This is a genomic window from Lysobacter enzymogenes (genome assembly GCF_023617245.1).
GTDB classification, from domain to species: domain Bacteria; phylum Pseudomonadota; class Gammaproteobacteria; order Xanthomonadales; family Xanthomonadaceae; genus Lysobacter; species Lysobacter yananisis.
On record NZ_CP067396.1, the window covers coordinates 2,047,685 to 2,068,443 of the forward strand.

At 71.4% G+C, this 20,759-nt stretch carries 18 protein-coding genes and 2 pseudogenes; 11 read left to right on the forward strand and 9 right to left on the reverse strand.

Features of this window, described 5'->3' with window-relative positions; all coding sequences use genetic code 11:
- Positions 1 to 282: 282 nt before the first annotated feature.
- Positions 283 to 1,491: a hypothetical protein gene (locus JHW41_RS08555; RefSeq protein ID WP_250449634.1), complete on the forward strand. Its 1,209-nt coding sequence runs from the start codon at positions 283 to 285 to the stop codon at positions 1,489 to 1,491.
- Positions 1,492 to 1,616: 125 nt separating this feature from the next.
- Here JHW41_RS08555 and JHW41_RS08560 read toward each other — a convergent pair whose 3' ends face one another.
- From JHW41_RS08560 to JHW41_RS08585, 6 genes are all read right to left on the reverse strand, one after another.
- Positions 1,617 to 2,429, reverse strand: coding sequence for a queuosine precursor transporter (locus JHW41_RS08560; RefSeq protein WP_250449635.1), 813 nt, complete (start codon positions 2,427 to 2,429; stop codon positions 1,617 to 1,619).
- Positions 2,426 to 3,604 carry a PQQ-dependent sugar dehydrogenase gene (locus tag JHW41_RS08565; RefSeq protein WP_250449636.1) on the reverse strand — a complete coding sequence of 393 codons (1,179 nt, stop codon included), beginning with the start codon at positions 3,602 to 3,604 and terminating at the stop codon, positions 2,426 to 2,428. The genes JHW41_RS08560 and JHW41_RS08565 overlap by 4 nt, the downstream gene beginning before the upstream one ends.
- Entirely contained in the window at positions 3,601 to 4,290 is a 690-nt protein-coding gene (locus JHW41_RS08570; RefSeq protein ID WP_057948303.1) for a DUF502 domain-containing protein, read from the reverse strand. The genes JHW41_RS08565 and JHW41_RS08570 overlap by 4 nt, the downstream gene beginning before the upstream one ends.
- Before the next feature lie 265 nt (positions 4,291 to 4,555).
- The gene (locus JHW41_RS08575; protein WP_250449637.1) at positions 4,556 to 6,577 is read right to left on the reverse strand and encodes a bifunctional serine/threonine-protein kinase/formylglycine-generating enzyme family protein; all 2,022 of its coding nucleotides are present in this window, start codon (positions 6,575 to 6,577) and stop codon (positions 4,556 to 4,558) included.
- 197 nt (positions 6,578 to 6,774) lie between these two features.
- Positions 6,775 to 7,224 carry a DUF4442 domain-containing protein gene (locus JHW41_RS08580; protein WP_057948301.1) on the reverse strand — a complete coding sequence of 150 codons (450 nt, stop codon included), beginning with the start codon at positions 7,222 to 7,224 and terminating at the stop codon, positions 6,775 to 6,777.
- A 476-nt stretch (positions 7,225 to 7,700) separates the two neighbouring features.
- Positions 7,701 to 8,567, reverse strand: coding sequence for a tetratricopeptide repeat protein (locus JHW41_RS08585; RefSeq protein ID WP_250449638.1), 867 nt, complete (start codon positions 8,565 to 8,567; stop codon positions 7,701 to 7,703).
- Between the two features lie 100 nt (positions 8,568 to 8,667).
- Between JHW41_RS08585 and JHW41_RS08590 the strand changes: the two genes are divergently transcribed.
- Entirely contained in the window at positions 8,668 to 9,423 is a 756-nt protein-coding gene (locus JHW41_RS08590) for a DUF998 domain-containing protein (protein WP_250449639.1), read from the forward strand.
- Between the two features lie 10 nt (positions 9,424 to 9,433).
- On the opposite strand, the gene JHW41_RS08595 is transcribed toward JHW41_RS08590, so the two are convergent.
- Positions 9,434 to 9,661 (reverse strand): hypothetical protein, encoded by a 228-nt coding sequence (locus tag JHW41_RS08595; protein ID WP_250449640.1) that lies wholly within the window; start codon positions 9,659 to 9,661, stop codon positions 9,434 to 9,436.
- Positions 9,662 to 10,131: 470 nt separating this feature from the next.
- On the opposite strand from JHW41_RS08595, the pseudogene JHW41_RS26655 reads away from it, so the two are divergent.
- Positions 10,132 to 10,305, forward strand: a pseudogene (locus JHW41_RS26655) (hypothetical protein); the annotation flags it as partial.
- 30 nt (positions 10,306 to 10,335) lie between these two features.
- Positions 10,336 to 10,383: pseudogene (locus JHW41_RS26660) on the forward strand (hypothetical protein); the annotation flags it as partial.
- Positions 10,384 to 10,432: 49 nt separating this feature from the next.
- Here the strand turns inward: JHW41_RS26660 and JHW41_RS08600 are convergent.
- Entirely contained in the window at positions 10,433 to 11,749 is a 1,317-nt protein-coding gene (locus tag JHW41_RS08600) for a metal-dependent hydrolase family protein (RefSeq protein WP_057948297.1), read from the reverse strand.
- Positions 11,750 to 12,108: 359 nt separating this feature from the next.
- On the opposite strand from JHW41_RS08600, the gene JHW41_RS08605 reads away from it, so the two are divergent.
- Together JHW41_RS08605 and JHW41_RS08610 are read left to right on the forward strand one after the other, a co-directional pair.
- The gene (locus tag JHW41_RS08605) at positions 12,109 to 12,336 is read left to right on the forward strand and encodes a hypothetical protein (protein ID WP_057948296.1); all 228 of its coding nucleotides are present in this window, start codon (positions 12,109 to 12,111) and stop codon (positions 12,334 to 12,336) included.
- A gap of 241 nt (positions 12,337 to 12,577) precedes the next feature.
- On the forward strand, positions 12,578 to 12,748 hold the full coding sequence (locus tag JHW41_RS08610) for a hypothetical protein (protein WP_157490406.1): 171 nt from the start codon (positions 12,578 to 12,580) through the stop codon (positions 12,746 to 12,748).
- Positions 12,749 to 12,910: 162 nt separating this feature from the next.
- On the opposite strand, the gene JHW41_RS08615 is transcribed toward JHW41_RS08610, so the two are convergent.
- Positions 12,911 to 14,680, reverse strand: a complete 1,770-nt coding sequence (locus JHW41_RS08615; RefSeq protein ID WP_250449641.1) for a sensor domain-containing diguanylate cyclase — start codon at positions 14,678 to 14,680, stop codon at positions 12,911 to 12,913.
- A gap of 192 nt (positions 14,681 to 14,872) precedes the next feature.
- Here JHW41_RS08615 and leuS point away from each other — a divergent pair, with 192 nt between their 5' ends.
- From leuS to rsfS, 5 genes are all read left to right on the forward strand, one after another.
- Positions 14,873 to 17,671, forward strand: a complete 2,799-nt coding sequence (gene leuS, locus JHW41_RS08620) for a leucine--tRNA ligase (protein WP_250449642.1) — start codon at positions 14,873 to 14,875, stop codon at positions 17,669 to 17,671.
- Positions 17,672 to 17,840: 169 nt separating this feature from the next.
- Positions 17,841 to 18,323 carry an LPS assembly lipoprotein LptE gene (gene lptE, locus JHW41_RS08625; RefSeq protein ID WP_231736133.1) on the forward strand — a complete coding sequence of 161 codons (483 nt, stop codon included), beginning with the start codon at positions 17,841 to 17,843 and terminating at the stop codon, positions 18,321 to 18,323.
- A 40-nt stretch (positions 18,324 to 18,363) separates the two neighbouring features.
- The gene (gene holA / locus JHW41_RS08630; protein ID WP_250449643.1) at positions 18,364 to 19,410 is read left to right on the forward strand and encodes a DNA polymerase III subunit delta; all 1,047 of its coding nucleotides are present in this window, start codon (positions 18,364 to 18,366) and stop codon (positions 19,408 to 19,410) included.
- A gap of 16 nt (positions 19,411 to 19,426) precedes the next feature.
- A complete protein-coding gene (gene nadD, locus JHW41_RS08635) occupies positions 19,427 to 20,086 on the forward strand; it encodes a nicotinate-nucleotide adenylyltransferase (RefSeq protein ID WP_250449644.1) in 660 nt (219 codons plus the stop codon).
- Between the two features lie 85 nt (positions 20,087 to 20,171).
- A complete protein-coding gene (gene rsfS, locus JHW41_RS08640) occupies positions 20,172 to 20,609 on the forward strand; it encodes a ribosome silencing factor (protein WP_057948290.1) in 438 nt (145 codons plus the stop codon).
- Positions 20,610 to 20,759 lie beyond the last annotated feature (150 nt).

The following is a 20,759-nucleotide window of genomic DNA, read 5'->3' on the forward strand; positions in this document are numbered from 1 at the left end:
TCGATCCGGACGTATGGACCCGCAGGCTCGCGCGCGCCGAAGGGCGGGGCATGGGCCGAAGGTCATGGCGGCCGCGGCGCGCGGCCCGGCGCCGTGACAACGGCGGTGGATTGTCGAAGAATCCACGCGCGCGCCAATTCGGCCCGGGCGGGGCCCGAGACGACTCGATTCCGCTCGGTCCGGCCTCGTCCGGCCGCATCCGGCCGCATCCGGCCGCGTTTGGCGCCCGGGCTTTCGCGGCGCCCGCCGAATGGATCGCGAAGAGGCAACCAGGAGCAGCGCATGTCCGCACCCATCGATGTGTCCGATCGCCCCGCCGGTTCGGTCAGCGATCCGGGCCGCTACCGGCTCGACCTGACCGCCACGCGCAGCCACGTGCTGACCATCGAGCCCGGCCGCGGCAATCTGATCCTCGGCCCGGCGCGCATGGGCAAGAAGGCCGACCTGCACGTCGCCGCGGACGAGGCGATCCAGTGGCGCGCGTTCGAGCCGTTCGCCACGCCCGCGGGTTCGCCGTGGCCGCGCTATATCGACTATCGCGGCAACGACAGCGGGTTTTTCGCCTGGTCGCAGCGGCGCGGCATCGAGCAATTCACCTGGGCGCCGGCGTTCGCCGATGCGCGCGCCGTCGATGGCGGCGGCGCGGACATCCGCTCGTTGCAGATCCGGCTCGACGAGGTCTCCGGCCACCTGCGGCTGACCTTGCCCGAACGCAGCAGCCTCGGCCTGTACGGCGATCTCTCGCGCTTCACCGCAATGGGCGCGGCGCCGCGTTCGCTGTCGCTGCTGCCGGCATTGTCGCGCCGCCGCAGCGACACGCCGTACGCCTTGCCCGACCTGGGCCTGCTGCACGCGGCGACGTCGCTGTCGCTGCACGCCGGCCCGCTCGGCCAGCCGATCTCGCTCGCCGGCATCGAGCGCTTCGCCGCGCTGCGGAGCCTGTCGCTGTGGGGCGGCTTCAGCGATTGGGACGCGCTGGCGAAACTGACGGACCTCGACAGCCTGGAGATCCGTTTCGCGCCGCAGCTCGACGGCCTGCCGCCGCTCGACGCGTGGCCGAAGCTCGACCGCTTCATCGCCTACAACGTCGACGACGCCGCCGGCAAAACGCTCAAGACCCAGCTCAAGGCGCGCGCCAAGATGCGCGAGTGGAGCGACTACGCTGCGGTGAGCCAGTTGCGCAAGCCCGAGTGGTGGCAGCGCGAGTATGGACGGCCGTTCGCCGGCTGGAGCGGCCGCAACGCCAAGGCGGCGAACGCCGCGTACGACACGGCATTGCAGGCGCTGGAACAGGCCGGCGACGCGGCAGCGGCGAAGGCGGCCGTCGTCGCGTTCGCCGCGCACTTCAACGACCTCAAGGGCATCGAAACCGGCGAGCGCGAGGACATCGGCGAGGCGGTGTGGCAGTTCAGCCAGCTGGCCCATGTGGCGGCGCTGGGCGTCGGCGAGGAGCAGGCGCTGGGGTGGTTCGATGAGGCGCGCGATTACTGAGGGTTCGCTGCGCGGGTGCGAGTGTAGTGCGATGGATCGCGGCGATATGAGCGGAAAGCGTCGGGCCTGAAGGCCCTCCCACATGCTGCGAAGGCCTTCCTGCTCGAGCGCTGAAGTCCCTCGGCTCAGTCCGCCGCGGCTTCGTCGCGCAGTTGCTTGGCCCGCTCGTGGCCTAGGTAGCCGTGGATCCACACCCGCAACAGATAGATCAACGGGATCATCGCGAACGCGGCCAGCATCTTGTAGCCGTAGTTGACCGTGCTGATCGCCAGGAACTGCGGGATCGGCCAGTGCTGCGGGCCGAGCACGAACGCGATGTACAGCACCACGAAGCTGTCGACCAGCTGCGACACCGCGGTCGAGCCGGTCGCGCGCAGCCAGATGTGCTTGTCGCCGGTGACGCTGCGGATGCGGTGGAACACCGCCACGTCGATCAGCTGGCCGAGCATGAACGCGACCAGCGAACCGCCGATGCTCCACATGCCCTGGCCGAAGATCGCCGCGAACGCGGCCTGGTAGTCCGGCACGCCCTGCGCCTGCGCGGCCTTGACCCACCAGCCCGCCGGCGCCAGCGCGATCGCGGCGAAGGCGAACAGGAAACCGTAGGCGATCAGCATCGCCGCCAGCCACGAAATCAGCCGCACGCCGCGGCGGCCGAAGAATTCGTTGATGACGTCGGTCATCAGGAACACCACCGGCCACAACAGGGTGCCGGCGGTGAAGTTCAGCGAGCCGGTCTGGCCGAACAGGTTCCACTGCAGCGGCGCGATCCCGAGCGTGTCTTCCAGGGCGAAGATCTTGACCCCGATGAACTCGGCCAGCGCCGCGTTCACGCAGAAGAACGAGGACAGCACGATGAACAGACGCAGCGAGCGGTCCTGTAGCGTGCGCGTGCCCTGGCCGCTGGCGAACGCGATGGTGTTCTCGCCGGCGCTCACCGCTTCGGCCTCACCTTGTAGATCACGCCCGACTTGTCGTCGGTGAACAGGAAGCTGTCGCGGCCCAGCGCGAGCACGTCGCAGGGCCGGCCGACCGATTTGCCGTCCTGCAGGAAGCCGGCGACCAGATCGCCGCGCGCGCGCCCGTCGGCGCCGACGCGGACGATGCGGTAGCCGTGGCCGAGCTTGAGCTTGCTGGAGCCGTGCAGCGCCACCGCGAACTCGTCGCGCAACTGGCCGCCGTCGCTGGCGGGGAACCAGGTCAGGCCCAGCGCCGAGGCGTGCGAGGGGAAATACGCGAACGTCTTGGGCACCGTCGCGCAGCCTTGCTTGCGCGGGAACTTCGGATCGGCGAGCACCTTGCCGCGGCTGAAGTAGCAATACGGCCAGCCGTAGTCGGCGCCGTCCTTGACCGCGAACATGGTCTCGTCGGGCTTGTCGTCGCCGAGGTGGTCGGAGCCTTGGTTGGTGGCATAAAGCTGGCCGTCGCGGTACAGCAGCCCGACCGCGTTGCGCAGGCCGCGCGCGTAGGTGCGCTGGCCGCTGCCGTCGGGATTCATCTGCAGGATCGCCGCGCGCACTTCTTCCTTTTCCACGCAGGCGTTGCAGCTGCTGCCGACCGCGACATAGAGCTTGCCGCCGCCGAAGGCCAGGCTGCGGGTCAGGTGCCAGCCGCCGTACTTGTAGCTCAGGCCGTAGTCGGGGAAGGTCGCCAGCGTTTCGGGTTCGGAGGAAGGCTTCACGTCGCCGTTGCGGTAGCGATAGCGCAGCAGCTTGTCGGTGTTGGCCACGTACAGCCATTGCTGGCCGCGGGCGTCGGTGTGGAAGGCGACGCTGTTGGGATTGCGCTGCTTGTCCAGGTACACCGACACCTGGGCGTAGCGCTCGCGCTTCTCGTCCCAGCCGTCGAGCGCGTAGACCCGGCCGAGCTTGTTGTCGCTGAGGTCGTGCAGGTCGGTGACGAACAGGCGGCCGTCGGGGCTGCGGGCGAAGAAGCGCACGCGCTTGAGCCCTTGCACCACCGGCACGATCTCCAGGTCCGCCGGCAGGTCGAGGCTGAAGCTGCGGCCGTCGTCGAGCGCGACCGGGTGCGGGGTCAGCGCGGCGGCGGCCGCGGCGAACGGCAGCGCCAGCGCGGCGGCGAGGCAGAAGGAAAACGCGGAACGTCGGTTCATGGGGCGTCCTTGTCGGGCGCGGCCGCGGTCGCGGCGGCCGCGGAGGGCACGGAGAAGGGAATCGTCGCCGGCGACACCGCGCCGCCGGAAATGATGAAGCTCATCGCCTGGTCCACGCTCCAGTCGGTCGGGGTGATCTTCTCCACCGGCACGATTTCCAGATAACCCGACGTCGGGTTCGGCGTGGTCGGCACGTACACCGCGGCCAGCTCGCGGCCGCTGCCTTCCTCGCGCATGACCTTGGTGACGAAACCTATCGACTTCATCTCGGTATGCGGGAAGTCGACCAGCACCACGCGCTGGGTGCCGTCGGGTTTGGTCTGCAGGATGTCCAGCAGTTGCCGCGCGCTGCCGTAGATGGTGCTGGCCAGCGGGATGCGGCGGATCAGCGATTCGAACCAGCGCAGCAGGGTCTGGCCGACCACGCGCCGGGCCAGCGCGCCGGTCAGCAGGATCACCGCGACCGTGGCGATCAGCGCCAGCGCGGTCTGCACCCACTCGGAGCCGAGCCAACCCAGCGCCTGCGGATGGGCGAGGGCGACGTCCCGCAACAGCGGCTCCACCAAGGGCTTGCTGATGTCCGACAGCAGCACGAACACGAACTTGACCACGACCCAGGTCAGCCAGATCGGCAGCAGGGTCAACAGGCCGGAGAGGAACAGGCGTTGCAGATTCGGCGGGCGCATGGCGCGGATTGTAGGGGAGCGCGCGCGCCGGGAGTTGCCTGCGGCGGGCCTTCAGTGCCCGGGCCATTGCATTGGGCTTCTGTGGCAGGGCCTTCAGGCCCGATGCTTTGCGGTCAGGCGTTCGCGACCTGAGCGAAAGGCATCGGGCCTGAAGACCCTCCCGCGAAAGCAGAAGTCCTCTTTCCCGAAGCCGCAGCCCTGTCGCAAAAAGCACAAGCCCTCCGCGAGGGAGGGCTTCACAAACATCCGCCGCGGCCGGCGGGCCTCAGCGCTCGCGCACCAAGCGGAAGCCGACGTCGTCGTAGCCGCGGCCCGCGCTCAGCGGCCGCTGCGCCTGCGCGCTGCGCCAGGAGTTGCCGCCGACCTGGCGCTGCTGGCAGTTGCGCCCGCAGTCGGCCGACCACATCGACAGCGAGCGCCCGCCGTTGACCGGCATGCGCTGGGCTTCCTCGGCGGTCGGCAGGCGGTAGCGGCGGCCGGTCTGCTGGCTGTACCACTGCGCGTAGGCCTCCGCGTCGGCGATCGACACGCACACCACCGGCTCGGATTCGGTCTGGTCGAAGCCCGGCGCCTTCCAGTCCTTCGGCGCCAGCACCCGCAGCAGCGAGGCGCGTTCGCGGCACAGCGCCGGCGAGCGCTGGTTGGCGCTGGCGAAGCGGGCGAACTCGCCGCGGCTGACCGGGCGCGGGTTGAAGCTGACCGCCACGCTCGCCGCCGGCGCCGCCGCGGTGGCGGCGACCGCGCCGCGCGCGACCGTGCCGTCGCCGGCGATGCCGCGCGCCTGCGCGATCAGCTTGGTCGAAACCGTGCGCGGCAGGGCGAATTCGTCGGCCAGCGCGATCACCTTGCCGGCGTCGCCGCCGTCGCCGCGGCGCGCGGCCTGGTCCAGCCGCGCCTGCAGCGCCTGCGCGGCCTTCTCGCGCAGCGCGCGCTGCGCCGGCGAGTCGGCGGTGCCGGTCTGCTGGCCCAGCGCGGTGGCGTTGACCAGGTGCTGGCGCGCCTGCGGGTCGCGGCCCTCGCGCAGGTCGCGTGCGAGCGCTTCGCCGAAGGCCTGGGTGAGTTCCTCGACCACCACCGCCACTTCCGGGTTGGTGCTGTCCAGGTGCCAGGCGGTGAGCAAGCTGTTGTAGGCGTTGGCGTCGGCCGGCGCGGCCAGGCGGCCGTCGGCGATGTAGCCGCGCGCGGCCTGCAGCGAATCCTGCAGCGGCGCCTGCGGCAGCGGCGCCATCATCGCCTGGGTCGGGTCGGGCGCGGCCGGCGCCGCGGCGCTGGCGGCGGGCTTGGGCTCGGCGCGGAAGAAACCGTCCTTCTCGACCCGGTTGAGGCCGAAGCCGACCACGACCACGCCGACCGCGGCCACCGCCAGCCCGGCCCAGGCCGGGGTGGCCCAGCGCTTGAGCGGGCGCAGCGCGACCATCGCGCGGCCGACGCCGCTGAGCTGGCCGCGCTGCTTGATCTCGGTCATCGCCTGGGCCATCTCGGCGGCGTTTTCGAAGCGCTGCTCGGGCGGCTTGGCCAGGGCGCGGTTCATGAAGCGCTGCCAGTGCTTGAGCGGCGGCGGCAGTTTCGGGATCGGGTTCTGCGCGTGCATCACCGCCATCGACAGCGCGTCGGGCGCCTCGAACGGCAGCCGGCCGGTCAGCATTTCCCAGATCAGCACGCCGAGGCTGTAGAGATCGGCGCGGCCGTCGACTTCCTCGCCGCGGGCCTGCTCCGGCGCCATGTAGGCGGTGCTGCCGACGGCCAGGCCGGTCGCGGTCATGCGCGCGCCGAAGCCGCGGCGCAGGGCGATGCCGAAGTCGGCCAGCAGCGGCCGTTCGGAGTTGTCGAACAGCACGTTCTCGGCCTTGACGTCGCGATGCACCACGCCGCGCGCGTGGGCGTATTCCAGCGCCGCCAGCAACGGTTCGGCGATGGCGATGACGTCGGCCTCGCCGCGCGCAAAGCCCTGCTCGATGCGCTTGCCCAGGTGGCCGCGCGGCAGGTAGGGCATGGCGTAGTACGGCAGCCCGTCGCGGGTGCGGCCGACTTCGTGGATGCTGACCACGTGCGGATGTTCCAGCCGCGCGATGGTGCGCACTTCGTTCTCGAAGCGGCGCCGGCTGACCTCGTCGGCCAACGCGTGCGGCAGCATGATCTTGATCGCGACCTCGCGCCCCAATGCGCTTTGCTCGCCCAGGTAGACCGTGGACGAGCCGCCGTGATTGATGATCTCGCGCAATCGATAGCCGGCGATCTCCGGCATCGGCGCGCGTTGGGCATCAAATGGAATTGTGCTGTTGGACATTCGCGGCCCCGTGTCGCGACTGCGCAGCATAACGCTGCGGCAGTGCCCGCGTGACGATTAGTGTGGCTTTTAAGTGCCCGCGTTTACAAGCCTGAGTGGGGCCCAGGCGTGGTTTCTGACAGGGCTTCCATACCGCAGGGCGCGATGGGGAATGGCGACGCGGGTCGCGAATGCGCCAAGCCGGCCGCGTCGGCCGCTCAGCGGTCGCGCTTGCGCCGCACGTAGAGCTGTTTGCGGACTTTGGCGACGGTCTCGCCGCTGGCGTCGACGATGTCGTTGTCGAACCAGCGCAGGTATTTGTCGCCGCCGGCGGTGGCCGCGCGCAGTTCGTCCAGGATTTCGTCGGACAGGTCGAAGCGCGCGGTCACGGTGCCGCGGCCGGGCTTGAGGAATTCGATGCCGCCGGCGCGGTCCCAGACGATGTAGTCGCGGCCCAGCGCGTTCATCGCCAGCAGCATCCAGAACGGGTCGGTCATCGCGAACAGGCTGCCGCCGAAGTGGGTGCCGACGTAGTTGCGGTTCCACGGGCGCATGCGCAGTTCGACCGCGGCGTGGCGGTAGTCGGGCGAGATCGCGGCGACGTGCACGCCGGTGAACAGGAACGGCGGCCACAGGTTGAGGCCGAATCGCAGGGTGCTGGCTTTCATGCGCGCAAGGCTGGAGGGAGGCGCGGGCAGTCTGCCATACGGATGCGTATTGTTGAAGCCGTGGCGGTGAGTGGGGTGGTCGGCCGCGTTTCCTTGCCCGGCGTTCCGGGGAGAGCTTCTTCGCCGCGTCGTTCCGGGGAGAGCTTTCCCAACCGTCATTCCGAGGAGAGCTTCCCCCGGTCCGTCACTCCGAGGAGAGCTTCCCCGGTCCGTCATTCCGGCGAAAGCCGGAACCCATTTTGATTTGGCTTTTGCGTTTTCCGCCACCGCAAAGAGCAAAGTCAAAATGGGTTCCGGCTTTCGCCGGAATGACGGGTTGGGATGGATGGCGAAAGCAGCGGGCTGGGGTGGATGGCGAGAGCAGATGAGGGGTTGGGCGACGGGAGGCCAGTGATTGCGTCTCCCGATCCCGATCCCGATCTCGATCTCGAGCCCCGAGCCCCGAGCCCCGAGCCCCGAGCCCCGAGCCTGGGCGCTTAGAACAGCAACGCCGACATCTTGCGCCGGTACACGCCGACCAGGTCCTCGTCCGCGACCACCCGGAACGCATCGATCAGCGCCTTGCGCGGCAGGCCTTCCTGGAACGTGCGGTCGCGCCGCAGCAGTTCGATCAGTTGCTCCAGCCCGGCCTGGTCCTGGCCGGCGGCGATCAGGCGTGCGCCGAGCAGGTAGCGGGCCTGGGAGTCCTCCGGCGTGGCGGCCAGGGTCGCTTCCAGGGTCGCCGCCGGCGGCGCGTCGCGGACCACGGCGAGGAAGCCGAGCTTGGCGCGGGCGCGTACGGTGCGGTCGTCGGTGGCGAGGTTGGCCGGCAGCGCGTCGAGCAGCTGTTCCGACTCGGCCTGCGCGCCGGTCGCGAGCAGGGCCAGGGCGAGGTCGAGCTTGAGCTCGGGCTTGTCGGGCTGCTCGGCGCTTTCGCGGCGCAGGCGCACGACTTCGGCGTGCGGGTCGACCGGCGCGGCCTCGACCGGCTCCGGCTCGGCGGCTGCGGCCGGCTCGATCCCGTGCGACTTGAGGAATTCGCGCACCACGCTTTCCGGCAGCGCTTCGGCGAAGCCGTCGACCAGCTGGCCGTCCTTCATCAGGTACACGGTCGGGATCGAGCGGATCTGGAACGCGGCGCCGAGCTGCTGCTCGGCCTCGACGTCGACCTTGGCCAGCACGAACGCGCCGTTGTATTCGCCGGCCAGCTTTTCCAGGATCGGGCCCAGGGTCTTGCAGGGCTGGCACCAGTCGGCCCAGAAGTCGATCAGGACCGGCACCTGCAGCGACTTTTGCAGCACGTCCTGCTGGAAACCTTCGGTGGTGGCGTCGAATACGTGGGGCGTGGCGGCGTGGGCGGTCATCGGCGGGCTCGTGGACTCGATAGCGGATTCGTCCCTACAGGTGGGGACGCGGGCGGCGCGAGGCAAGCGCGCCGCGAGCCGCGCACGCTAGCATGTCGCGATGAAGGCCTCACCCAAATCCGCCGGCGCGCGTTCCGCGGGCCCGGCATCGACGTCGGCCGGCGCCAGGTCCGCGGATGCGGCGTCCGCCGGCACGACATCGGCCGATCCGACATCGTCCGGCGGCAAGTCCGCGCGCGCGAAGTCCGCCGCCGCGCCGCGCGCCGCCGGCGACGCGCGCGCGTTCGCGCTGGCGCTGGCCGCCGCGCTGTGTTGCGTGGCCGCGCTGCTCGGTTTCGGCGCGGCGCTGGAGGGCTATTCGCATTGGCAGCACCCGCCCGGCCTGCTCGGCGCGCGCGGCATCCCGCGCGCGCTGGCGTTCAACTTGCTGGGCTATGTCGGGCCGGGGCTGGTCCTGGCGTGGGTGGCCTGGCGCCTGGCCGAGGCCGCGCGCGGGCAGCGCGCGCTGGCGCGGATCGGCGCATGGCTGTGGCTGTGGTCGGCGTTGGCGTGGGCGGCGCAGGGCATCGTCGTGCTCGATCCGCGGGACCTCGACGCGCAGGCCAGCCGCCTGCACGCGCTGGCCTGGCTGCTGTGGTGGCTGGCGTTCGCGCCGGGCGCGGCGTTGCTGGCCTGGAGCGCGCTGGCCGCGCCGGCGTGGCGCCGCTTCGGCGCGATCGCGCTGGCCGCGGCCGCGGTGGTGGGCCTGGCGGTGATCGCGGCCGACGCGCGCCTGGTGCCGGCGGCGCCGGCGCAGCGGGTGGCCTTGCTGGCGTGGCTGGCGGCGTACCTAGCCGCGGCGCGCGCGCCGCGCTGACGCGCCGCGCTCAGCGCGCGGGCGGCGTCGGGCAGGCGCGTTGCATGCAGCGATCGAACTCCAGCTTGCACATGCGCCGTTCCGGCGCCGAGGCCGCGTCGGCCAGGCACTGACGTTGCTCGGCGAAGCAGGGGCAGGGCGCAGCGGCGGCCGACACCGCGGCGTAGCCGCAAGCGAACGCGGCGACGGCGAGCGCGACCGACGCGCGTCGCAGCGGCAAGACGGGGCGCAGGGTCATGGTCGAGTCCTTTCGTTGCCGGTGGTTGCGGGCGATGCGCCGCGGACGCGGGCGGCGCCCACGTCGGGCGCCGGCGCCGCAGCAAGGTCGGTCGTAATCGGCGCCTGCCGCGGGCGCACCCGCGGCTGACCTTGCTGCGGCATCGGCATGGAAGCGATCGATCAGCGCGGGCGTCCGTGCGCGCGGCGCGGCGCGATGGCGCGGAGCGGCGATGGCATCGGCGAATTCCTTTTCAGCGGTGGCGGCGGAATGGATGGGGCGAGCGGCGTTGGGTGAGGCGGCTGCTTGCCGGCTGCGGATCGAGGCGTCGCGCGCCAGACGGTGCGGGCGACCGCTTGGGTTATGGCACGGCCGCGCCGCCGTTCGCCGTGACCGGGCTCACGCGCGCGGGCCGGGCGGCGGCGCGATGGCCGGAATTGGGATCGCGGGCGTGAAGCCGGTGTGCAAAGGGCGCGGCGAGCGGAGCGGAGAGCGTCGGGCCTGAAGGCCCTCCCACGAAAGCCGCAAGGCCTCCCACAACAGCGACAAAGCCCTCTTGCAACAGCGGCAAAGTGCTCTCACAGCAGCGACAAGGCCTTCCCAAAAAAGCGACAAGGCCCTCTCGCAACGGCGACACGGCTTGCCCACAACAGCCGGCGCTCTGACCGGCGGTTGTGGGAGGGCCTTCAGGCCCGACGCTTTCGGCCCAGGTCGCGACATCCGCGCCGTCCCCGCCGCAATAAAAAACCCGGCCGCCTGCGCGACCGGGTTTTTCGACACGCCCCGCCGCGCTTACAGCGCCTGCTTGTACACCGTGCCGTCCTTCATCACGAACGCCACGTCCAGCACCGCGTTGATGTCGGCGATCGGATCGCCCTTGACCGCGACGATGTCGGCGCGCTTGCCGGTCTCGATCGTGCCCTGATCCTCGACGCCGAGCACTTCGGCCGCGCGGATCGTCGCCGCCTGCAGCGCCACCGCCGCCGGAATGCCGGCTTCGACCATGTAGACGAACTCGCGCGCGTTGTCGCCGTGCGGGCCCACGCCCATGTCGGTGCCGAACGCGATCTTGACCCCGTTCTTGTACGCGCTGGCCGCGGTCTGCTGGATCATCGCGCCGATCCGCGCCGCCTTCGGCCGGACCACGTCGGGAAAGTAGCCGTCGATCTTGGCCTTGTCGGCGACGAAGCGGCCGGCGTAGACGGTCGGCACGTACCAAGTCCCGCGCTGCTTCATCAGCGACATCACTTCCGGGCTCATGTAGGTGCCGTGCTCGATGCTGGTGACGCCGCCGAGCACCGCGCGCTTCATGCCTTCCTCGCCGTGCGCGTGCGCGGCGACGCGGTAACCGTAGTCCTTAGCGGTGTCGACGATGGCTTTCACTTCGTCCACGGTGAACTGCGGCGCGTCGCCGGACTTGGCGTACGACAGCACGCCGCCGGTGGCGGTGATCTTGATGACGTCGCTGCCTTCCTTGTAGCGCTGGCGCACCGCCTGGCGGGCGTCGTCGATGGAATTGATCACGCCTTCGGTCGGGCCGGGCGGGCCGATCAGGTGCGACAGCGCATCGTTCATGCCGTTGGTGGGATCGGCGTGGCCGCCGGTGGTGGCGATGGACTTGCCCGCCGCCCAGATGCGCGGGCCGCTGACCAGGCCCTGGTTGATCGCGTCGCGCAGGTGTGGGCTGACTTCGCCGCCGAGGTCGCGCACGCTGGTGAAGCCGGCCATCAGGGTCTTGTTGGCGTAGCCGACCGCGCGGAAGGCGAAGTCGACCGGGTCGAGGCGGAAGCCTTCGGAATAGCTCTGCGCGCTGGACTGGCCGCCCAGGTGCACGTGCAGGTCGGTCCAGCCCGGGGTGCAGGTGTGCTGCGACAGATCGACCGCGCGCGCGCCGGCGACGTCGTTGAGGCCGGCCTGCACCTGCGCGATCTTGCCGTCGCGCACGGTGATGGTGTGGGCGCCGAGCAGCTTGCCGCTGCGCGCGTCGAACAGCTTGCCGCAGCGCAGCGCGGTGGGTTCGGCCGGTGTCGGCGCGGCCTGCGCGGCGGCGGCGAACAGGCAGGACAGGACGGCGAGGGCGAGCGGTGCGGCGGCGTGCGGTCGGATCATGGTCGGGTCGGTTCCGTCTTGGGCGGGCGAGGCGTGTGGCGGGCGCAGGCCCGCGGCCGCGAGGCGCCGTCCGTGCCGCGTCGCGCGAATGGGAAACGCAGAACTTTCGAGTGCGCGGCGCCGCGTCGCGATTCCCCCCCGCGCGGCCGCCGGGCCGGGCCAGCATGCAAGCCGCGCGGGCCGAAGGTCAACGTGACGAACGGGCTAGGCCATCGCTCGCAGCGGCGTCGATCCGGCGCCGATCCGGCGACGCGACGGCCCGCGCGGCGACGCCGCGCGCGCACTTGCCGCGGTCGCGGCGAACGCGCAGGCTGGACGCAGCGCCGCGGCTCGCGCGGCGATCGAAGGAGCGAACGACGATGCGCGACACGACCATGGCGGCGCTCGCGCTGCTGGCGCTGGCGGCCTGCGGCGCGGCCTGGGCCGGCGAGGGCAACAGCGGCACCGACCGCGGCAAGCAGGCCAAGTACACGCCGGTGATCTGCCGAACCGGCGAAAACCTCGTCGCCGTGCCGCAGGCCGACGGTTCGCTGCAGTGGACCTGCGCATCGACGAGCGTGTCGTCGCCAGCGCCGCAGGCCGGCTGAGCGCATCGCCGCCGCACGCTGGCGTAGGGTCGGCGCATCCGTCGCGTGAGTCGTTGCGATGGGGCCGCGCGGTTACGATTCTTTAACGGGTTTGGCCAAAAAACCGCCAGGCCCTGAGCGACCGCACTTGCCAGCGCGGCAGCGCTTGCGCAAGGTGGGCGCCGGCGGGAAGCCATACGGACCGGGGCTTCCGACGTCATCGCCAGTCGATTTCCGGTTCGCCCAGCGAGTCGAACCACCCATGAGCAAATCGCGTTTCCTCGCGGCCCTGGCCGTCGCCGGCCTGCTGGCCTTCGCCACTCACGCCAGCGCCCAGATCTTCAAGCCACTGCCGGTGCCGTGCCCGATCGGCAAGACCGAGAAGCTGCTGTACGACAAGGACGGCAAGCCGGTCGCCCGCGTCTGCGTCTGACCCGGCGCGCTACGGCGCGCCAGCGCGGCCCGGGGCGGTTCGCCGCCCCGGGTCGTCGCAGGAGAGAGAAGCTTGCGTCGCGACGCGTTCGTCGCGCAGCGCGGCGGCAGCGGCCGAACGGGGCGCGGTGGTATCCCGTCCCGCGCCCGCGCACCGCCGGTTTCAGGCGTCGGCGGCGGCCGGCGTGTTGGCGTCGACGACCCGGTCGCGGCCTTCGGCCTTGGCCCGGTACAGCGCCGCATCGGCGGCCTGCAGCAACTGCTGCGGCGTGTCGCGGTCGCCGACGGAGGTGGCCAGGCCGATCGAGCAGGTCGCCGGGCCGAAGGTCTGGCGCAGGTGGACGATCGTGGTCGCCGCGATCGCCGCGCGGATCTGCTCGGCGCGCTGCATCGCCGCGGCGGCGTCGGCCTCGGGCAGGACGATGGTGAATTCCTCGCCGCCGTAGCGGCAGGCGATGTCCTCGTTGCGCACCAGTTCCTGCATCAGCTGCCCGACCCGCGCCAGCAGCGCGTCGCCGGCGGCATGGCCGTGGGTGTCGTTGAAGCGCTTGAAGTGGTCGACGTCGAGCATCAGCACCGACAGCGGCAGCTTGCGCCGCTGGCAGCGCAGCAGTTCGCGCTGCAGGTTCTCTTCCAGATAGCGGCGGTTGAACAGCCCGGTCAGCGGATCGCGCAGCGACTGCACGCGCAGGGTCTCGCGCAGTTGCAGGTTGACCACGGCCAGGCTGAGCTGTTCGGCGATGGACTGGATCAGCGCCAGGTCGGCCTCGCGCGGCGGGCGCTCGCCGCTCAGGCACAGCAGGCCGAGCGAGGTGTTCTGCGCCATCAGCGGCACGCACAGGCTCCAGCGCGGATCGCCGCCGCTGTCGGCGCCGGCTTCGGCGCGGGCGAGGTGGGCGCAGCGCACGCCGCCGTCGTGGGCCTGGCTGCGGTGGGTGCGGCCGCGGCGCAGCGCCCAGCAATCGTCGGGATGCAGCAGGTCGGCGCTGGCGATGGCTTCGCGGCCGAAGCGCGCGGCGGTCTCGGCCAGGTTCTGCGAGGCGCGCAGGATGTAGCAGCGCCCGCCGAATTCCGGGATCAGGTCGGCGATGACGTGGGCGGTCATGTCCATCGCTTCCTGCAGGGTCTGGCAGCTCTGCAGCAGGCCGGCGTAGTGGCTCAGGCTGCGATGGCGCTCGGTCAGGCGCTGGCGTTCGGCGGCGGAGGCTTCCAGTTCGGCCAGCGCCTGCCGGCTTTCGCGTTCCAGCGCGCGGCTGCGCTTGTTCTCCTGCCACAGGTTCAGCATCAGCAGCGCCAGCAGGCCCAGCGCCAGCAGCAGGCCGCCGATCACCAGCGCGGTCAGCAGGGTCGCATTGCGCTCGGTGCGCGCGTCGCGCGCGCTGAGCAGGGCGCGCTCGTATTCGCGCATGGCGTCGGCGACCGCGGTCAGCGCGCGCATCTGCTCGGCGCCGTGGCTGGTCTGGCTGCTGAGCCGGGCCTGCTGCGGGTCGCGCATGTGCATTTCCAGCAGCCGGTCGATCTCGGCCAGACGCATGCGCACGCGCCGCTCGACGTCGCGGGCCAGGCGGTGTTGGCGCGGATTATCGCGGGTCAGCGCGATCAGTTCGGAGGAATGGTTCAGCGCCGCGGGGATGCTGGCCAGGTACTCGGCGTGCAGGGCCGGGCGATCGGTCAGGCGGTAGCCGCGCGCGCTGGATTCGACCGTGCGGGTCGCGGCCAGGGTCGATTCGATCTCGGCGATGACCTGGTAGGAGTGTTCGACCCACTCGGCGCTGTTGGCGAAGCTGCGCAGGCCGGCCACGGTCGCCACGCCGACCGCGGCCAGCAGCGCCGCCGCCAGCACGAACGCCGGCAGCCGGTACGCGCGATAGCGCGAGGCCAGCCGCGACGGCGGCGGTGGGGTGGGGGACGCGGGCGGCGAGGGCTGGGCCAAGGCGGGCTCGGGGGGCGGTCCGACCGGCTCATCTTCCCATACCCGGGCGGGGCCGCCGCGCAAACCGCGCGCCGGCGGTCGCGCCGCCGCTGCCGGCCATCCCGCGGCGGGCCGCGGACGGCGCCATGCGTGGCGGGCTTTTGTGCGCTGCGGTAGGCTTGCCGGTCCTGCCCCATCGCCACCGCCACGCCTGTGTCCGACGCCGCCGCCCCCGCCCCGCACGACCCCCAGAACGACTCCAGGCCCTTCGAGCCGGCCGCCCTCGAGGCCGCCGCCCAGCGTTACTGGGACCAGACCCGCGCGTTCGAGGTCGACGAGAACTCGGCCAAGCCCAAGTACTACTGCCTGTCGATGCTGCCGTACCCGTCCGGCGCGCTGCACATGGGCCACGTGCGCAACTACACCATCGGCGACGTGATCAGCCGCTACAAGCGCATGACCGGCTTCAACGTGCTGCAGCCGATGGGCTGGGACGCGTTCGGCCTGCCGGCCGAGAACGCCGCGATCAAGAACAAGACCGCGCCGGCCAAGTGGACCTACGCCAACATCGCCCACATGAAGGCGCAGCTCAAGACCATGGGCTACGCCATCGACTGGTCGCGCGAATTCGCCACCTGCACGCCGGACTACTACGTGCACGAGCAGCGCATGTTCGTGCGGCTGATGAAGCAGGGCCTGGCCTACCGCAAGAACTCGGTGGTGAACTGGGACCCGGTCGACCAGACCGTGCTGGCCAACGAGCAGGTCGTCGACGGCCGCGGCTGGCGCACCGGCGCGCTGGTGGAAAAGCGCGAAATCCCGCAGTGGTTCCTCAAGATCACCGACTACGCCCAGCAACTGCTCGACGGCCTGGACGCGCTGCCGGGCTGGCCGGATGCGGTCAAGACCATGCAGCGCAACTGGATCGGCCGCAGCGAAGGCCTGGAGATCCGCTTCGACGTGGTCGAAGCCGACGGCCGCCCGGTCGATGCCGCGCTCGACAATCTGGTGGTGTTCACCACCCGCCCGGACACCCTGATGGGCGTGACCTACGTGTCGGTCGCCGCCGAGCATCCGCTGGCCGCGCACGCCGCGCAGACCGATCCGGACCTGGCCGCCTTCATCGCCGAACTGCGCCAGGGCGGCGTGTCCGAGGCCGAGCTGGAAACCCAGGAAAAGCGCGGCCGCGACACCGGCCTGCGCGCGGTGCATCCGGTCACCGGCGAACAGGTGCCGGTGTACGTGGCCAACTTCGTGCTGATGAACTACGGCACCGGCGCGGTCATGGCCGTGCCCGGCCACGATCAGCGCGACTGGGAATTCGCCCAGCGCTATCACTTGCCGATCAAGACCGTGATCGTGCCCGACGCGGTGCGCGACGCGCTGGCCGAGATCGGCCGCGACCTGTCCGCGCACGCCGACCCGATGACCAGCGCGCTGGGCGGCGCGCCGGCGCTGGACGTGTACGACACCGGCGCGGCGGTGCAGGTGGTCGAGGAATTCCAGCGCGGCATCGCCGAGCAGGGCCCGTGGAACGAACGCGGCTGGCTGGTGAATTCCGGCGAGTACGACGGCATGGACTTCCAGCAGGCGCTCGACGCGCTGGCCGCGCGTTTCGAAGCCGAAGGCCGCGGCAACCGCCGGGTCAACTACCGCCTGCGCGACTGGGGCGTGAGCCGCCAGCGCTATTGGGGCTGCCCCATCCCGGTGATCCTGTGCCCGAGCTGCGGCGACGTGCCGGTGCCGGAAGACCAACTGCCGGTGGTGCTGCCCGAGGACGTCGAGGACGCGTTCGCCAAAGCCGGCGCCGTCACCTCGCCGATCAAGGCCGACCCGAACTGGCGCAAGACCGCCTGCCCGAACTGCGGCGGCGCGGCCGAGCGCGAGACCGACACCTTCGACACCTTCATGGAGTCGAGCTGGTACTACGCGCGCTACACCTCGCCCGGCGCGGCCGAGCAGGTCGACGCGCGCGCCAAGTACTGGACCCCGGTGGACCAGTACATCGGCGGCATCGAGCACGCGATCCTGCACCTGATGTACTTCCGCTTCTATCACAAGCTCATGCGCGACCAGGGCCTGGTCGACAGCGACGAGCCGGCGGTGAACCTGCTGACCCAGGGCATGGTGATCGCGGAAACCTACTATCGCCCGCGGCCGGACGGCCGGCCCGACTGGATCAATCCGGCCGACGTCGAAGTCCAGCGCGACGAGCGCGGCCGCATCGTCGGCGCGACGCTCAAGGCCGACGGCCTGCCGGTGGAGATCGGCGGCATCGAGAAGATGGCCAAGTCGAAGAACAACGGCGTCGATCCCAAGCTGATGGTCGACAAGTTCGGCGCCGACACCGTGCGCCTGTTCTCGATGTTCGCCGCGCCGCCGGACCAGTCGCTGGAGTGGAACGAGGCCGGCGTGGAAGGCATGGCGCGGTTCATGCGCCGGCTGTGGACCGCGGTGCAGCGCCACGCCGACGCCGGCCCCGCGCCGGCGCTCGACGCGGCCGCGCTGACCCCGGCGCACAAGACCCTGCGCCGCCAGGTCCACGAGACCGTGCAGAAGGTCGGCAGCGACTACGGCCGCCGCCACAGCTTCAACACCGCGATCGCCGCGGTGATGGAACTGCTCAACCACCTGTACAAGTTCGACGACGCCAGCGGCAACGGCCGCGCCCTGCGCCAGGAGGCGCTGGAGGCGATCGTGCTGCTGCTGAACCCGATCACCCCGCACACCAGCCACGCGCTGTGGCAGACGCTGGGCCACGCCGAGACCCTGCTGGAGGACATCGCCTTCCCGCAGGCCGACCCGGCCGCGCTGACCCGCGACAGCGCGACCCTGGCGGTGCAGGTCAACGGCAAGCTGCGCGGCACCATCGAGGTCGCGGTCGGCGCGCCGAAGGAAGAGATCGAAGCGCTGGCGCTGGCCGAACCGAACGCGGCCAAGTACCTGGAAGGCCTGAGCGTGCGCAAGGTCATCGTGGTGCCGGGCAAGATCGTCAACATCGTCGCCGGTTGAGCCCGCGCGCCGGCGCCGCCGCCGCGGCGGCGCCGGACCGCCCGCGGCGCGTCCGCGCGCACCGCGTCGCACGGTTCAGCCTTCGCTATTGCTGCCCACGGCCGCCTCGTCCAGACTTCGTCCCATGACGCCTCGCTCCCTTTTCGCCCGCACGTCGCTTGCGGCTCTCGTGCTGGCCCTGTCGGCCTGCGGCTTCCAGTTGCGCCAGGCCCTGACCCTGCCGCCGGACCTCGGCCCGGTGCGGGTGGTCTCGGTGGACCGCTACAGCCCGCTGGCCGAATCGCTGGCCCAGGCCCTGACCCGCGCCGGCGCGGTGCCGGCCCAGGACGGCTCGACCGAGGTGGCGGTGCTGGACCTGATGTCGGAACGCTGGGGCGACACCCCGGCCGCGCTCGACGAACTCGGCCGCGTGCAGGAATACAGCCTGCGCTACGCGGTGGTGTTCGAACTGCGCAAGTCCGACGGCAAGCCGCTGGTGCCGCGCCAGAGCATCGAGCTGTCGCGCGACTACGTCTCGAACCCGACCAACGCGATCGGCACCGAGGGCGAGCGCGAGATCCTGATGCGCGAAATGCGCCGCGAGATGAGCTCGGCGGTGCTGCGCCGGATCGGCGCGGTCACCGAGCGCGGCGCGGTCGTCGAGCGGCGCTGAGCCGCCCGCCGCGCTGCGCCCGACGCGCGAGGCCGCCGTCATGGAACTCACCCCCGAACGCCTGGTCGCCCAACTCGACCAGGAACCGCTGCGCCCGGCCTACCTGATCGCCGGCCCCGAGCCGCTGCGCGTGCTCGAAGCCGCCGACGCCGTGCGCGCCGCCGCGCGCGCCCAGGGCATCGGCGAGCGCGAAGTGTTCGAAGCCGAAGGCAACCAGCGCGAGCCCGACTGGAACGTGCTGTCGGCGAGCTTCCGCGCGCCGAGCCTGTTCGCCAGCCGACGCCTGCTGGAACTGCGCCTGCCCAGCGGCAAGCCGGGCAAGGAGGGCGCCGAGGTCATCGCCGACTTCTGCGCCGATCCGCCGCACGACGCGAGCCTGCTGATCACCGCCGGCGAATGGAGCAAGCAGCACGGCGGCAAGTGGAGCGAGGCGGTCGGCCGCATCGGCCACCTGTCCGTGGCCTGGGCGATCAAACCGCACGAACTGCCCGAATGGATCGAGCGCCGCCTGCGCCAGCGCGGCCTGCGCGCCGACCGCGACGCGGTGCAGAGCCTGGCCGACCGGGTCGAGGGCAACCTGCTCGCGGCCGCGCAGGAAGTCGACAAGCTGGCGCTGCTGTCCGACGGCGAAACGCTGACCGTCGAGCGCATGCAGGCGCTGGTCGCCGACGCGGCGCGCTTCGACGTGTTCCGGGTGCTCGACGCGGCCATGAACGGGCAGGGCGCGCAGGTCTCGCGCATGCTCGCCGGCCTGCGCGCCGAGGGCGAAGCGGTGCCGGCGCTGCTCGGCATGGTGGTGATGGAACTGCAGCGCACCGCCGCGCTGGCGCGAGTGTCGGCGCGCGGCGGCAACCTGTCGTCCGAATTCAAGGCCCAGCGCATCTGGGACTCCAAACAGCCGATGTACCGCCGCGCCCTGCAGCGCCACGACGCGCGCCGCTGGGAAGCGCTGCTGGTCCAGGCCGGGCGCGTGGACCGCATGGCCAAGGGCCGCGAGGCCGGCGACGCCTGGGTCGCGCTGGAACGCTTGCTGCTGGCGGTGGCCGAGCCGCGCGCGCTGCGCCTGCTCGCGGTCGCCGCGCACTGAGCGGCGCGCGGCGGCGATGAGCCTGGCGGTCTTCTACGGCGGCACCTTCGACCCGATCCACGACGGCCACCTCGCCGTCGCCCGCGCCGCGCGCGACGCGCTGGCCGCGCAGGTGCGGCTGATGCCGGCCGCCGACCCGCCGCACCGCGCCGCGCCCGGCGCCGACGCGCGCCAGCGCGCGCACATGCTCGACCTGGCCGTGGCCCGCGAGACCGGGCTGGTCGTGGACCGGCGCGAACTGCAGCGCGAAGGCCGCTCCTATACCGTCGAAACTCTGCGCGAGGCGCGTGCCGAGTTCGGTCCCGAGCGCCCGCTGGCGCTGCTGGTCGGCGCCGACAGCTTCCTCGACTTGCCGAAATGGCGTGAATGGCAGGCGCTGTTCGGGCTGGCCCATTTCGTCGTCGCCGAGCGCCCGGGCAGCCCGCTCGACGCGGCCCGGATCGAAGCCATCGCACCCGGTCGCGAGACCGCCGACCCGGCCGGCCTGCGCCAGGCCCCGGCCGGCCGCATCTACCGGCTCAAGCAGCCGCTGCATGCCGAATCGGCCAGCCAGGTGCGCGAATTCATCGCCGCCGGCCGGCCCTGGGACGAATTCGTGCCGCCGGCGGTGGCCGCCTACATCCGCGAATGCGGCCTCTACGGCGTCGTCGCCGGCCGCGGCGCGACGCCCGCCTGAACGCCCCGGCGCGCGGTCCGCCGCGCCGCCGCGGGGGCCTTGGGTATAATCGGCACATATCTTCCGAACGACGAGCCGTACCCTCTTGACCAGCCAAGCCCAAGTCATCAAGACCCAGCTTCCGAACCCGCCGCCGCCGACCGAGCTGCTGCTCAAGACGGTCCATGCCGCGGTGGAAGAACTCAAGGCCAAGGATGTCGTGGAAATCGACGTGCGCGGCAAGAGCAGCGTCACCGACTACATGGTGATCGCCTCCGGCACCTCGACCCGGCACGTCAAGTCGATCGCCGACGAAGTCGTCAAGTTCGCCAAGAACCTCGATGTCATGCCGCTGGGCGTGGAAGGCGAGCGCGAGGCCGAATGGGTGCTGGTCGACCTCGGCGACGTGGTCGTGCACGTCATGCTGCCGCGCGTGCGCGAGTTCTACGCGCTCGAACGCCTGTGGACCGTCGGCGACCAGCCGCCGCCGCCGGAAGGCGTGGAAGGCCGCCGCGACGCGTCCGACGAGGACGAGCGTTACTGACGGCTTTGCGGTGCGAAAGCGAAAACGGCGCCCCAGGGCGCCGTTTTTCATGGTGGATGCGTGGTTGGGTTGCCGACTGTAGGAGCGACGCGAGTCGCGACCGCTGGGTTGCGAGGTTGCGTCGCATGCGCGGTGCCGCAGTCGCGACTC

What these genes read in the sequence shown, in the direction of transcription:
- JHW41_RS08555 (WP_250449634.1), top strand. Translation starts at nt 283, where the DNA reads ATGTCCGCACCCATCGATGTGTCCGATCGCCCCGCCGGTTCGGTCAGC.
- JHW41_RS08565 (WP_250449636.1), bottom strand. Translation starts at nt 3,604, where the DNA reads ATGAACCGACGTTCCGCGTTTTCCTTCTGCCTCGCCGCCGCGCTGGCG.
- JHW41_RS08570 (WP_057948303.1), bottom strand. Translation starts at nt 4,290, where the DNA reads ATGCGCCCGCCGAATCTGCAACGCCTGTTCCTCTCCGGCCTGTTGACC.
- JHW41_RS08575 (WP_250449637.1), bottom strand. Translation starts at nt 6,577, where the DNA reads ATGTCCAACAGCACAATTCCATTTGATGCCCAACGCGCGCCGATGCCG.
- JHW41_RS08580 (WP_057948301.1), bottom strand. Translation starts at nt 7,224, where the DNA reads ATGAAAGCCAGCACCCTGCGATTCGGCCTCAACCTGTGGCCGCCGTTC.
- JHW41_RS08585 (WP_250449638.1), bottom strand. Translation starts at nt 8,567, where the DNA reads ATGACCGCCCACGCCGCCACGCCCCACGTATTCGACGCCACCACCGAA.
- JHW41_RS08590 (WP_250449639.1), top strand. Translation starts at nt 8,668, where the DNA reads ATGAAGGCCTCACCCAAATCCGCCGGCGCGCGTTCCGCGGGCCCGGCA.
- JHW41_RS08595 (WP_250449640.1), bottom strand. Translation starts at nt 9,661, where the DNA reads ATGACCCTGCGCCCCGTCTTGCCGCTGCGACGCGCGTCGGTCGCGCTC.
- JHW41_RS08600 (WP_057948297.1), bottom strand. Translation starts at nt 11,749, where the DNA reads ATGATCCGACCGCACGCCGCCGCACCGCTCGCCCTCGCCGTCCTGTCC.
- JHW41_RS08605 (WP_057948296.1), top strand. Translation starts at nt 12,109, where the DNA reads ATGCGCGACACGACCATGGCGGCGCTCGCGCTGCTGGCGCTGGCGGCC.
- JHW41_RS08610 (WP_157490406.1), top strand. Translation starts at nt 12,578, where the DNA reads ATGAGCAAATCGCGTTTCCTCGCGGCCCTGGCCGTCGCCGGCCTGCTG.
- holA (WP_250449643.1), top strand. Translation starts at nt 18,364, where the DNA reads ATGGAACTCACCCCCGAACGCCTGGTCGCCCAACTCGACCAGGAACCG.
- nadD (WP_250449644.1), top strand. Translation starts at nt 19,427, where the DNA reads ATGAGCCTGGCGGTCTTCTACGGCGGCACCTTCGACCCGATCCACGAC.